The 12872-nt window shown below is 62.9% G+C and carries 12 protein-coding genes; 4 read left to right on the forward strand and 8 right to left on the reverse strand.

Translation table 11 applies throughout. The annotated features are described in order from the left end of the window. The first annotated feature begins 22 nt into the window (after window positions 1-22). From KUV72_RS06755 to ahpF, 3 genes are all read left to right on the forward strand, one after another. Window positions 23-724 (forward strand): RNA polymerase sigma factor FliA, encoded by a 702-nt coding sequence (locus KUV72_RS06755; RefSeq protein ID WP_206941922.1) that lies wholly within the window; start codon window positions 23-25, stop codon window positions 722-724. Between the two features lie 181 nt (window positions 725-905). Further along, complete coding sequence (gene ahpC / locus KUV72_RS06760) at window positions 906-1469, forward strand: alkyl hydroperoxide reductase subunit C (RefSeq protein WP_206941923.1); 564 nt, start codon at window positions 906-908, stop codon at window positions 1467-1469. A 265-nt stretch (window positions 1470-1734) separates the two neighbouring features. Next, window positions 1735-3291 (forward strand): alkyl hydroperoxide reductase subunit F, encoded by a 1557-nt coding sequence (ahpF, locus tag KUV72_RS06765; RefSeq protein WP_222237859.1) that lies wholly within the window; start codon window positions 1735-1737, stop codon window positions 3289-3291. 236 nt (window positions 3292-3527) lie between these two features. Here ahpF and KUV72_RS06770 read toward each other — a convergent pair whose 3' ends face one another. The 4 genes from KUV72_RS06770 to dctP all read right to left on the reverse strand — a co-directional run bounded on the left by KUV72_RS06770 (window position 3528) and on the right by dctP (window position 7147). Further along, window positions 3528-4190 (reverse strand): RraA family protein, encoded by a 663-nt coding sequence (locus KUV72_RS06770; protein ID WP_206941927.1) that lies wholly within the window; start codon window positions 4188-4190, stop codon window positions 3528-3530. A gap of 94 nt (window positions 4191-4284) precedes the next feature. Beyond that, a complete protein-coding gene (locus KUV72_RS06775; protein WP_206942559.1) occupies window positions 4285-5589 on the reverse strand; it encodes a TRAP transporter large permease subunit in 1305 nt (434 codons plus the stop codon). A gap of 3 nt (window positions 5590-5592) precedes the next feature. Then, window positions 5593-6120 carry a TRAP transporter small permease gene (locus tag KUV72_RS06780; protein ID WP_222237860.1) on the reverse strand — a complete coding sequence of 176 codons (528 nt, stop codon included), beginning with the start codon at window positions 6118-6120 and terminating at the stop codon, window positions 5593-5595. A 13-nt stretch (window positions 6121-6133) separates the two neighbouring features. Beyond that, a complete protein-coding gene (gene dctP / locus KUV72_RS06785) occupies window positions 6134-7147 on the reverse strand; it encodes a TRAP transporter substrate-binding protein DctP (RefSeq protein ID WP_222237861.1) in 1014 nt (337 codons plus the stop codon). A 388-nt stretch (window positions 7148-7535) separates the two neighbouring features. On the opposite strand from dctP, the gene KUV72_RS06790 reads away from it, so the two are divergent. After that, entirely contained in the window at window positions 7536-8543 is a 1008-nt protein-coding gene (locus tag KUV72_RS06790) for a LysR family transcriptional regulator (RefSeq protein ID WP_222162322.1), read from the forward strand. Window positions 8544-8591: 48 nt separating this feature from the next. Here KUV72_RS06790 and KUV72_RS06795 read toward each other — a convergent pair whose 3' ends face one another. From KUV72_RS06795 to KUV72_RS06810, 4 genes are all read right to left on the reverse strand, one after another. Beyond that, complete coding sequence (locus tag KUV72_RS06795) at window positions 8592-10286, reverse strand: thiamine pyrophosphate-binding protein (protein WP_315857862.1); 1695 nt, start codon at window positions 10284-10286, stop codon at window positions 8592-8594. 64 nt (window positions 10287-10350) lie between these two features. Beyond that, a complete protein-coding gene (locus KUV72_RS06800) occupies window positions 10351-11094 on the reverse strand; it encodes an HpcH/HpaI aldolase/citrate lyase family protein (RefSeq protein ID WP_222237863.1) in 744 nt (247 codons plus the stop codon). Window positions 11095-11099: 5 nt separating this feature from the next. Next, the gene (locus KUV72_RS06805; protein WP_206941939.1) at window positions 11100-12383 is read right to left on the reverse strand and encodes a TRAP transporter large permease; all 1284 of its coding nucleotides are present in this window, start codon (window positions 12381-12383) and stop codon (window positions 11100-11102) included. Then, a complete protein-coding gene (locus tag KUV72_RS06810; protein WP_206941941.1) occupies window positions 12380-12868 on the reverse strand; it encodes a TRAP transporter small permease in 489 nt (162 codons plus the stop codon). The genes KUV72_RS06805 and KUV72_RS06810 overlap by 4 nt, the downstream gene beginning before the upstream one ends. Between the last annotated feature and the right edge of the window lie 4 nt (window positions 12869-12872).

Below are 12872 nucleotides of genomic sequence, written 5' to 3' on the forward strand. Positions count from 1 at the left end.
CGCTGTCGCCGAGGACAATGCCATGTACACCGCTCAAGGCAGAATGGAGCACCAATCCCAGCTTGAGGCCTACCTTCCCATGGTGCGCCGACAGGCTCTGGCGCTGCAGGTCAAACTCCCCGCCGGGGTGGACCTGGACGACCTGATTCAGGCTGGCATCGTCGGTCTGCTGGAAGCCCTGGGGCGCTTTGACGCCAGCCAGGGCGCCCAGTTCTCGACCTTTGCCAGCCAGCGCGTACGCGGGGCCATGCTGGACGAACTGCGCAGTCGCGACTGGCTGCCGCGCAGCGTGCGGCGCCAGGCGAGGGCTCTGGATCAAGCCACCCGGGAGCTGCAGCAACGCCTGGGCCGCGCCCCCGAAGAGCATGAGATAGCGGCCGCCCTTGATATGGACCTGGTCAGCTATCGGCGCTTGCTCGGCGACGTCAACAACGGTCAGCTGATGCCCTTCGAGGAACTGCTGGCCGAAGGCAACGAGCACCGTTTCAGCGACCAGATTGCTGCTGCGCCGCTGGCAGACCTGTTGGACGGAGAGCGCCGCGAGGCCCTGGTCGAAGCGATTGCTGCCCTGCCAGAGCGCGAGCAGCTGTTGATGGGGCTCTACTATCAGGAAGAGCTCAACCTGAAGGAGATCGGCGCCGTGCTGGGGGTCAGCGAATCGCGGGTGTGTCAGCTCCACAGCCAGGCCGTCAGCCGTCTGCGGGGCTATCTCGCCGACTACTGAGGCGCTGGTGCAAGGCCATCTGAGGTCATCCTGTGGGCAAGAGTGTCCCGCTTTCACCCGCGCTCAAACATAGCCAGTTCTTATCAGGATCATCAGGCCATTCAATTTATCCTATCGTCCGAATCTGCGTAAGGTATGCCCTGTCTTCAGACAACACACCCATCGCTCAAAGGAGACGGGAATGTCCCTGATCAACACCGAAGTCAAGCCGTTCAAGGCCACCGCTTACCACAATGGCGAGTTTGTCGACGTCACCAGCGACAACCTGAAGGGCCAGTGGAGCGTCGTCTTCTTCTATCCGGCCGACTTCACCTTCGTCTGCCCGACCGAGCTTGGTGATCTGGCGGACAACTACGAAGAGTTCAAGAAGCTGGGCGTGGAAATCTACAGCGTTTCCACCGACACCCACTTCACCCACAAGGCGTGGCACGACAGCTCCGAGACTATCGGCAAGCTGCAGTTCCCGATGATTGCTGACCCGACTCTGACCATTTCGCGCAACTTTGAAGTGCTGATCGAAGAAGACGGTCTGGCTGAGCGTGGCACCTTCGTCATCGATCCGGAAGGCAAGATCCAGATCGTCGAGATCAACGCTGGCAACATCGGCCGTAATGCCGAAGAGCTGCTGCGCAAGGTCAAGGCTGCTCAGTATGTCGCCGCTCACCCGAACGAAGTGTGCCCGGCGAAGTGGAAGGAAGGCGAAGAGACTCTCGCTCCGTCTCTGGACCTGGTCGGCAAGATCTAAACCTCGCCGATATGCAGTACGGCGCCTCCTGCGAGGCGCCTGTCATCCCGCTGGGATGATCTCCCTTTTCCCCACCGGGCTCCTCGTCCCGGTCATCCTACCAGTCGCGCAAGCGAGATCGGGTCCCTGCGGGTTTTAGAGGGGTTCGGTGGGGATTCTGCGGCCTGCTCAACGCCCACCCAGCTCGCGCTCGAGCACGTGACCGGGTGAAGCCACGTCCGCCGCAGAGTTTTACTTTCCCATAGATACCAGGATTGCCGCTGTCATGTTGGACGACTCTCTCAAGCAACAGCTGAAAGCCTATCTCGAACGCGTCACTCGCCCCTTCGAGCTTGTCGCCACTCTGGATGACGGCGACAAGTCCAAGGAACTCCACGGTCTGCTGAGCGATATTGCCGCACTCAGTGACCATATCAGCCTGTCCACCGACGGCCAGGACCAGCGCGCGCCCTCCTTTGCCCTGCATCGCGACGGAGCCCCTACCGGGGTGGTGTTTGCCGGTATCCCGATGGGCCACGAATTCACGTCGCTGGTGCTGGCACTGCTGCAGGTGGGTGGCCATCCGCCCAAGGCCAGCGAAGAAGTGATCGAACAGATCACGTCCCTCGATGCGGACATGCATTTCGAGACCTACTTCTCGCTGTCGTGCCAGAACTGCCCGGACGTGGTCCAGGCGCTGAACCTGATGGCTATCCTGAATCCGCGCATCTCCCACGATGCCATCGATGGCGCGCTGTTCCAGGACGAAGTGGCATCCCGCGAAATCATGTCGGTGCCCAGTGTCTATCTGAACGGGGAGCCCTTCGACCAGGGCCGCATGACACTCGAACAGATTCTGGCCAAGGTCGACACCGGCGCGGAACAACGCGAAGCCGAGAAGCTGTCCGCCAAGCAGGCCTTCGATGTGCTGACCATCGGTGGTGGCCCCGCCGGTGCCGCCGCCTCGATCTACGCGGCGCGCAAGGGCATTCGCACTGGTGTGGCGGCAGATCGCTTTGGCGGTCAGGTACTCGACACCATGGCCATCGAGAACTTCATCTCGGTGCAGGAGACCGAAGGTCCCAAGCTCGCCACGGCGCTGGAAGAACACGTAAAGCAGTACGATGTGGATATCATGAATCTGCAGCGGGCTGTGGAACTGGTACCGGCCAGCACCCCGGGCGGCGAGCATGAGGTCCGCTTTGCCTCAGGTGCCAGCCTGCGCTCCAAGACCCTGATCCTGGCCACCGGTGCCCGCTGGCGCGAAATGAACGTGCCCGGCGAGTCCGAGTACCGCAATCGCGGCGTCGCCTATTGCCCCCATTGCGATGGCCCCCTGTACAAGGGCAAGCGGGTTGCGGTCATCGGCGGTGGCAACTCCGGCGTCGAGGCTGCCATCGACCTGGCTGGCATCGTCTCCCACGTGACCTTGTTCGAGTTCATGGACGAGCTGCGTGCCGATGCCGTGCTGCAGAAGAAACTGCGCAGCCTGCCCAATGTCGAGATCATTTCCGGGGCTCGCACCACCGAGATCAACGGCGACGGCAATCGCGTCACCGGCCTCAGCTACGAAGAGCGCTCCAGCGGCGAACTCAAGAGGGTCGAGCTGGAAGGTGTCTTCGTGCAGATCGGCCTGGTACCCAACACCGAGTGGCTGAAGGATTCTCCGATCGAACTGTCTGAGCGCGGCGAGATCGTCACCGACGCCCACGCCATGACCTCAGTGCCGGGCATCTTTGCTGCTGGCGACGTCACTACCGTGCCGTACAAGCAGATCGTCATTGCCGTCGGTGAAGGCGCCACCGCTGCGCTCGGTGCCTTTGACTACCTGATCCGGCAGTAGCAAGCACTGAATACATGAGCCGAGCGATGCCTGGCGCCCGCCGTGCAGCGACTCGACCACGCAGGCATTTATGCAGCGTTCGAGTAAGGAAATCGCCGGCATCGAGACGTAACGACGTTCCCTGACGACATCGCAAGGCCCCCTTGCCCCTGCGATGTCCACGACCTGGAAGGTCGTGACTAGCCTGCCGCCCTCCGGGGCGGCTTTTTTATGCGCTCCAGAGCAATAGCCGCCCATCACACCGTGGCGGCGTTCACCAGGGCAGAAGCACCGCTGATATCTGGCAGGCACTCGCCAGCGGCCAGACGTTCCAGGATGATCTCTTCCTGCCGCTGTAACTCCAGGGTGTGATCGATCACTGCGTCGACCTCCGAGGGGGGGATGACCACCACGCCATTCTCGTCGGCCAAAACCACATCTCCCGCTGACACCACTACACCGCCGACGCTGACCGGCAGATTCATCGCGCCGCCCTGGTTGGCAAGCTTGGTGGTCAACGACGAGACACCGCGACTCCACACCGGAAAGCGCTTGGCCCTTATGGTCGCAAGGTCCGTGGCAGTGCCATCGATGATCACCCCGGCCAGTCCCAGACGAGAGCCAACCTCGGTCAGTACGCCACCCCAGCAGGCGTGATGTCGGTCGCCCTGACGGTCAATCACCAGGACGTCTCCCGGGCGCAGCAGACGCATCGCATGGTTGAGCAGGGTGCCATCCCCTGGTGGCAGTGACAGGGTGACGGCCACGCCGGCAACACGCACCTCATCGAGCTGACAGCGTATCTCGGGATCGATAAAGCCGCTCTCGCGGAAATGGCCGATGGTGGCGGTCTCGCACATCAGCAGGCGCTCGTGACGGGCGGCCTCCAATGGGGCAGGAAGATCAGCAATGGTGTACATGTAACTCCCGTAATGCCATTACGTAACTAGCACGATAACGGCTTGCAATGATGATTGAGGACCGCTGAGGCCGGTTGACTAGGTAACGCCAGGATCAGATCAAGCTGGGCAGCCAGGTGATCAACGCCGGCACCCAATAGAGCAGCAGCATGCCCAGCAGGAAGCACAGCACGATGGGCCAGGCAGCAGCATAGATGGTCGGCATCGACACCGACGGCGCCCCGCCCTTGACCGCAAACAGGTTGTAGCCAAAGGGAGGTGTCAGGCTGCCCACCGCCAGATTGATCAAGAACAGCGTCCAGAACCATACCGGATCGAAGCCATAGGCCTTGACCAGCGGTGCATAGATGGGAATCACCACCATCATGAAGGCGATCTGGTCGATGAACATGCAGGCGATCAACGGGATCAGCATCAACAGCAGCAGCATCAGACCGGCATTCAGGTCCATGGCGGTCGCCGCGGCGACAAGTCCCGAGGTTGCCCCGGTAAAGGACAAAAGCTGACTGAACAGCTTGGAGCAGGCCAGGATCGTGATGATCATGGCGCTGATGGACAACGACGACAGCAACGCCTGGCCTGCCATCTTGAGGCTGAACTTGCGATAGTAGATGGCCACCACAATGGCACCGAGCACCCCCGTGGCAGCGGACTCAGAAGGTGTCGCCACCCCCAGCATCATCAGCCCCAGCACCGAAAAGATGATGATCGAGAACGGCGCCATGTTAGCCAGGGCACGCCCTCGCTGTCGCCAGTTACCGCCACCGGAGTCATCCACCGCGGGGGCCCGCGACGGGTCCAGCAGCATGCGCACGACCACATAGGTGACGAACAGCCCGGCCAGCAGCATCCCCGGGATGATGCCGGCGATCAGCAGACGCGCGATGGACACATCGACCATGGAGCCAATGATGATGACCAGCAGGCTCGGCGGAATGATCGGTGCAAGGCCGGCCCCTCCTAGTATCAGGCCGATCGACAGGCGGTCGTCATAGCCGCGCTGCTGCATCGTCGGCAGCGCTGAACGGCTGAGCATGGCCGTCACCGCCAGGGCCGACCCCGACAGGGCACCAAACAAGGTGGACAGTGCCACGACAAAGAAATAGAGACGTCCCTTGATGCGCCCCATCAGGGTGTCCAGGGAGTCAAAGATGACGTCTATGGAGCCTGAACGAAACAGCAGCTCCCCCATCAGCACAAACAGTGCGATGGTCGTCAGCGTCTCCGAAGTGACGGTGTCGTAGACACTGTTGGCGAACATGCCGAAGCCGGCGCTGCCCATCAGCCAGAACGTGCCGGCCACATTGATCGCCAGAAACGCCACGAAGACCGGCACGCCCAAGGCAAACAATCCCATCAGCAGGGCGATGGCCACGCCCAGGGTCACATACCACTCCATCACCTAGCTCTCCTGCTGTGGGCTGTCGCCGGGGGTGTCGCTGGGCCACTCGACGGTGGCGGGAAACACCCCGCGTCGCAGAAAATGCAGCGCCGTGTTGGTGAAGCCGTAGCCGATAAAGCTCGATACCCAGACCTTGGGGATGTCGAGCCCCATGGCCGTGGTGGTGCCACTCGCCAGCTGGCGGGCGCTTTCGCTGATCAGCATCCACGCCGCCAGTCCACAGACCGCAGCGGTCAGCAGCGCCGTCACGCGCTCGAAGCCCTGCTGGCGCGCCGCCGGCAGGCTGTCCTGAACGACGCTGATCGCGATATGACCGCGAGTGCGAGCTAGCTCAGGCATGGCCAGGCTGGCGGAAAGACACAGGCAGTAGGCGACGATGGAACTCGACCACAGGGTCGGAGCATTGAAAAAGTAGCGGGCCACCACTTCGATCCAGAAGCACACGACGATGCCACACAAGGTGGCACCGCCGAGGTAAAAGCCGAATCGCGTGAGGCCATCGTGCCAACGGGCAAGGGTAGCCAGCATGGGTGCCATCCGCTTAGGGGGTCATGTCGTTGCTTTCAGCGATCTCACGCATCTTGGCGACCGCTTCGGGGGACTTGTCGAGTCCGAGCTGCCAGATGCCTTCGGTCACCAGGGCGTCGAGCCGCTCGGCGTCTTCCGGCGCAAACTCGGTCTCCTGCATGCCCAGCTCCTTCAGGCGCTCCCACTCTTCCACGGCCAGCTGGTCGAGGATTCCGGCGATCTCAGCCTCGAGCGCTTCGCCCTGGGCCAGCAGCACGCTTTGCTCAGCGTCGTCGAGTCCGTTGAAGGTATCGAGGTTCATCAGCAGGTAGGTGTAGGTCTGGCCGAAGGTCGGCTTGGAGAAATACCCCGCCACTTCATGCCAGCCCAGGTCCTCGACGCCGTTGAGACCCCAGGCAGCACCGTCGATGACGTTGCGGTCCAGGGAGGAATAGACGTCACCACTGGACATCAGTACCGGGGTGCCCCCCAGGCCCTGGGTCACGTTGGTGTAGGTGGGGCTGCCGCGCAGGCGTCGCCCTTCCAGGCCCGGCGTGCCATCGATGGGATCCTTGAGGATGTACTGGAAGCCACTGGAGCCCAGCGGGGGAATGGCCAGAAGCTTCAGGCCCAGCGCGTTGTATTCGCTGTCGATAAAGTCCCACAGCCCGGATTCACGAGTCTTGGCAGGGTCGACGAAGACACCGTCCATGGCGGCACCGACGCCAGTGGTGTTCGTGTGGTAGGCGCCATGGGTGTAGAGCAGGTCGAACACCCCTGCCGAGACCGGCTGCAGCTGTTCGAAGGGCGGCACCACATCGGGTCCATTGAGGGCAATGTTGACGTCGCCATCGCTGGCGCTCTGGACCTTGTCGATGTAGCGCTGGGCGACTTCACGGGTGTAGGCCGACGTCAGATCATAGCTCGACAGCATACGCAGGTCGGTCGCCTCGGCAGACGTCGAAACGGCGGACAGGGTCAGGCTTGAAAGCGACAGCGCTGACACGGTCAGCAGAGAGCGGGAGAGTCGGGACAGGGAGCGATTCATGGGTTTCCTCGCGATTATGGTTGTTATCATCCGTGGCCGAGGCGGGAGGTGCCTGGCAAAAGGTTCCTGGATACCTTTTCAATCTAGTCAGGGCACGACGCCAGGGTCAACGACTATCAGGCCACGGAGTTTTTCGATTTTTAATACTTAGAATTTATGTGATTTATGCAAAAAAATACACACATAAACTCGCTAGAAGTAACGGCGCATTTTAAGCTGAGCCACAGCGGAAAAATCACCAAAAAGGTGCAACCTATGCGCCAGGGCGTCATGCCACGCCTGGTGTCCGTGCCCTCGGCATCGCTCACAACAGCAACAACAGCGATGCCAGCAGCGATGAGAAGCCCAATATCAACAACAACGCCCACCATAGCGAAAGGAGCCAGCGATGCGGCCGATTCACGATACTCTGGACTGGAATCTGCTACGTACCTTCATCGTCATCGTGCAGGAAGAAAGCGTCAGCAAGGCCGCCGTGCGCCTGTATCTGTCGCAGCCGGCGGTCAGCCTGTCGCTGAAACGCCTGGAGGAGCGGCTCGGGCAAAAGCTGATCGAGCGCGACAGCCATCGCTTTCGGGTGACCCAGGCGGGCCAGCTGGTCTATCGCGAGGCGGTGGATATCTACGCCAACGTAGCGCGCCTGGCGGCCTCGGTGGGAGAGGCGGATCCCGAGGTCGCCGGCCACGTCTCACTGGCGTTTATCACCGGCATTCAATGTCGCTTTCTCGACAGCGTGCTGGCCGCCTTCCATCGTCGCTATCCGCAGATCACCTTCGAGATCGAGGACATGTCCAGTCAGGAGGTGCAGCATGTGCTGTCCCAGCGCCAGAGCGCCCTGGGCATCTGTCTGGCCCAGGGCTGCCCGGATAATCTCGACAGCCAGATTCTGGCCCGTCAGCGCTATCGCCTGTTCTGTGGCCGCAGCCATCGGCTGTTCGGCAGGGACAACCTGCCGATGGACGAACTCCAGCGTGAGGCCTACGTGTCCTTCGGTAGCGAACAGCTCGACGGAGTGCTGTCGCCGCTAGCCGTGTTTCGCGCCCAGCACGGTCTCAAGGGCCCGGTGGTAGGCCAGTCCAGTCGCCTGCAGGAAATCGAGCGCATGGTCATGGCGGGATGGGGCATCGGCTGTCTGCCGGAACACCTGGTCGCCCGAGAGGTCGCGGACGGCGACCTGTGGCCATTGCCGCCCTACGCCGGCGTGGCCGACATCGACCTGCACGTGATGTGGCATCGTGAAGGTCGCGCCAGTGTTGCCGAGACGACCTTCATCGAGTTCTTTCAGACCTGCATGGCCAAGGTGCCGATGGAAGCTCGGCTGACGACCGGTATCGACATGGCCGATGCCGCTTTGACTCCGCTCGCCGCCTCGCTCAGCCCCGACGACCCAGGCTAGCCATCTGCGCGATAAGCGGGGCGATAAACGGGGCTATAAGCAGGGCTATCACCGGCTCAGGGCCGCCTCGCGAATCGCGCTTAGACGTTTGCCGGGGGCGATGCCGTCGGTTTCGTAGCGCAGCTCGATCAGGGCTGGGCGCCGCTCACGCTCGGCGTAGGCCAAAGCACGCTCAAAGGCGCCGTCGAAGTCCTCGTCACGCTCAACGACATCGCCCAGGCCACCGTAGGACTCCACCAGGGTGGTAAACGCCGGGTTGGTAAAGGTCAGCGCAATCTCACGTCCCGGAAAGTCATTTTCCTGATGGGCGCGAATGGTGCCCCACATGCCGTTGTTGAACACCAACACCACGATACCCACGCCATACTGCAGTGCGACCCCCAGCTCCTGCAGGTTCATCTGGAAGCAGCCGTCCCCGGCGAAGCACACGGCAGGACGATCAGGGTATTCAAGCTTGTATGAGATCGCGGCCGGCAGCCCATAGCCCATTGACCCTACGGTCGGCGCCAGCGAACTGCCGAGGCCGGAAAAGCGCACGTAGCGGTGGGCATAAAGCGCGTAGTTGCCTGCCCCCACCGTGACGCAGCCCTGTCCCTGCAGCCGACGGTCCACGCTGCAAGCGACACGGTCGAGGCTCAGCGGTCCCGGCGCGGGCTGCGGCTCAAGGGTTGCCAGATAATCGGCACGGGCGGCACGGGTCTGCTCGGCCCAACGTGGCGGCGCATCAGGGGCCAGCGCGTCCAGGCCGCTGGCAAATCCGACCACGTCAGCGTTGATCGCGAGGTCAGCATGATAGACCCGGCCCAACTCCTCCGGGTCCGGATAGACATGTACCAGCGTCTGGCGAGGACTCGGCGACTGAATCCAGGAGTAGCCTTCGCTGGTCGCCTCCCCCATGCGAGTGCCGACAGCGATCAGCAGGTCGCTGTGTTTCAGGCGCTCGCGCAGGGCGTCGTCCATGGCAAAGCCGACATGTCCGGCGAACCGTTCATCGTGCTGGTCATAGCATTCCAGCCGGCGCCAGGCGACGCCCACCGGCAAGTCGAAGCGCTCGGCAAAGGCGACCATTTGCGCCTGGGCCTCGCTCGTCCAGCCGCTGCCGCCAATCAACAGGAAGGGACGCTCGGCCTCGGCCAGGCGCGCCTTCAGTTCAGCCAACTGATCGCGTGAGGGATAGCTATGCAAGGCTGCCATGGGCCGGGCATCAGCAACCTCCGCTTCGCCCCACAGGGTGTCTTCGGGCAGCGCCAGCACCACCGGCCCCGGACGACCGCTGGTGGCCACGCGGTAGGCTCGGGCAATGTACTCGGGGATGCGATCGGTGGCATCAATCTGCGCCACCCACTTGGCCATGGGGCCAAACATGCGACGGTAGTCGATCTCCTGGAAGGCCTCGCGCTCCACGAAATCGTTCCCCACCTGGCCAACGAACAGAATCATCGGCGTGGAGTCCTGGTAAGCGGTATGCACGCCGATGGACGCGTTGGTGGCCCCAGGTCCTCGTGTGACGAAGCAGATGCCGGGCTCGTTGGTCAGCTTGCCGTAGGCCTCGGCCATATAGGCCGCGCCGCTTTCCTGTCGACAGACGATGGGGTCGATGGCACCACGGTGCTCGTTCAAGGCATCAATGCACGGTAGATAGCTTTCACCAGGCACCAGAAAGACTCGGCGCGCGCCGTGTAACCGCAGTTGATCCATCAGGATCTGACCACCGTTGCGGCGTGGTTGAGAGGCAGAAGTCACGGCAGTTGTCGCTGGCTGGCTCATGTCAGAGTTCTCGATATCGTTGTTGGTATGAAAAGGCAATTCAGGCGTCACCGAGGACGCGATGAACGGTGGCCACCTGGTCTGGCAGCACCACACAGCGCGCGCGAATGCCACGGGACCTGGCCCAGGCCAGATCGTCGTCGATGCCCTGCGGATAGGGCCATGGGCCATCGATGGCCAGGCACTGGGCCTCGGCACAGGCGGCGAAGAAGCGCTCGCGCCAGGGGGCCAGCACCTGGACGCGGTGACTCACGTCGGCGTCGGCGGCCACCCCCAGATCCCGAGACAGGTCGCCGGTACCCAGCAGCGCCGCCGTGACTCTTGGGCTGGCCTTGAGGATGTGCTGGGCGGCTTGCACGCCAACGCGGCTCTCCAATGTCGGAATCAGCGCCGTCGACCCCTGCTCCAGGCGGCCGCGGCGCTCTTCCCGTGCCATGGCCATCGCCAGCAGCACGACGTCCATGGACGACTCGACCTGGGGCAGGAAGATGGCGGCCGGCAGCCCACGCATCAGCACCGCCAGTTCGCCATCACCGCCTTGCGCCAGCGGGTTGATGCGCGCCATGGGCAGGCGCCCCCGCTGACGGCAACGCTCGGCAAAGGACGCAAAGTCGATGCAGGCACGGGAACGCTGCGGCGCGGGGGTGAACTCCTCCAGGTCGACAATGATCGCCTCGGCGCCACTTGCCAGCGCCTCTTCCAGACGCTGCGGGTCATGTCCTGGCACGAACAGCCAGCTACGGCAGGCGCTGAGAGGAGCGCTGATCGACGTCGTGGCACTCATGACGGTCACTCCATCAAGTTGGGCAGGAACAGGACGATGTCCGGCACGAAGGTGATCAGCAGCAGCACCGCCACCATGGCCCCCAGCATCAGTCCCAGATAGCGCAGCGACTCCATGACGCTGATACCGGCAATACGGCAGGCTGCCATCAGGTCGACACCCAGCGGCGGAGTATTCGCACCAATCGCCAGATTCACCGTCAGCAGCACCCCGAAGTGGACCGGGTCAATGCCATACTGACCGAGCAGCGGCATCACGATAGGGGTGACAATGATGATGATCGCGATGCTCTCCATGAAGGAGCCGAGCACCAGCAACACGGCGGTCAGCAGCAGCAATACGCCGTAGCGGCTGTCGGTGATGTCACCAATCAGCGCGGCGATGGCCTGGGGCACCTGCTCGTAGGTCAAACCCCAGGCAAACATGCCGGCCGCCCCGATGATGATCAGGATCGCCCCGGAGGTCTCGGCGGTGGCGATGACACTGTCGACGATGTCCTTGAGACTCAGGCTGCGGTAGATCAGGGTGCCGACGATCAGCGCGTAGACGATGGCCGAGGCAGCCGCCTCGGTAGGCGTGAAGACGCCAAACCGAATGCCTCCGATAATCAGCACAGGTACCAGCAGGGCCGGCAAAGCGGCAATGAATGCCCGGCGACGCTCGCCTGGCTCGGGCCGGGTGCCGCCGCTCCAGCCGTTGCGCCGAGAGACGTAGATGGCCACGCCTACCAGGGCCAGGGTCAGCAGCAGTCCGGGGATCACGCCGCCCATGAACAGTTTGCCGACGGAGGTGTTGGAGGTCGTACCGTAGACAATCATGACGATGCTGGGCGGTATGACCGTACCGATGGAGCTGGCAGTACCGACCAGGGCACTGCTGAAGCCACGGTGATAGCCGCTGCGCTGCATCGCCGGCAGCAGCATGCTGCCGATGGCAATGACGTCAGCCACGCCGGAGCCAGACAGCGCACCGAACATCATGCACGCCAGCACCGCCACTACCGCCAGCCCGCCCTTGATGTCGCCCACCAGGGCCATGCACAGGCGCACCAGGCGCTGGGTCAGACCTGCATGGTTCATCAGCTGGGCGGCCAGCACGAACAGCGGAATGGCGAGCAGGGTGAAGCTTTCCATGCCGGCCACGAACTGCTGGGCCGATACCATCATTGGCGCGGCACCGAACATCAGCAGGTACGACAGCACCGCCAGGATCAGGCCGAAGGCAATCGGAATGTCGATCAGGATGGCCAGGGCGAAAACGCCCACCAGGGTCAGGGCTCCCAGGGTCATGATGCACGCTCCTCAGTCACCGGCGCTGGAGCCAGCACGTGGCCACACTGCATCAACGCCATCGCCCCACAGCAGACCGGGACCGACAGGTAGACCAGCCCGGCCGGCAGCTGCAGCGCGGTGGTGGTCTGGGACATGGTCAACCAGGCCAGGTCCCACCCGGCCTTGGCCAGTATCAGCAGCATGACCAACAGCAAAAGGTCGGTCATGCGCGTGATCACGCGGCGTAGTGAAGGGGCAGTGACCAACAGCGGCAGCAGACCGGCATTCAGATGGCTGCGCTTGTGGGTACAGGCGATTCCGGCCAGCAGAGCCGTCCAGACCAGTACCAGCTGGGGCAGCTCTTCTGCCCAGTGTGGCGGTGCCCCTACCACCCAGCGCATGAACACCGAGTAGGCCACCAGTGCCGCCAGCATGGCGGCACCGATACCGGCAAGCGCCAGGCTCAGGCGCGAGACGAAACGAGCGAGAGTCGCGAGTCCCATGGGG

The organism is Halomonas sp. DP4Y7-1 (genome assembly GCF_019800705.1).
Classification (GTDB): Bacteria; Pseudomonadota; Gammaproteobacteria; order Pseudomonadales; family Halomonadaceae; genus Halomonas; species Halomonas litopenaei_A.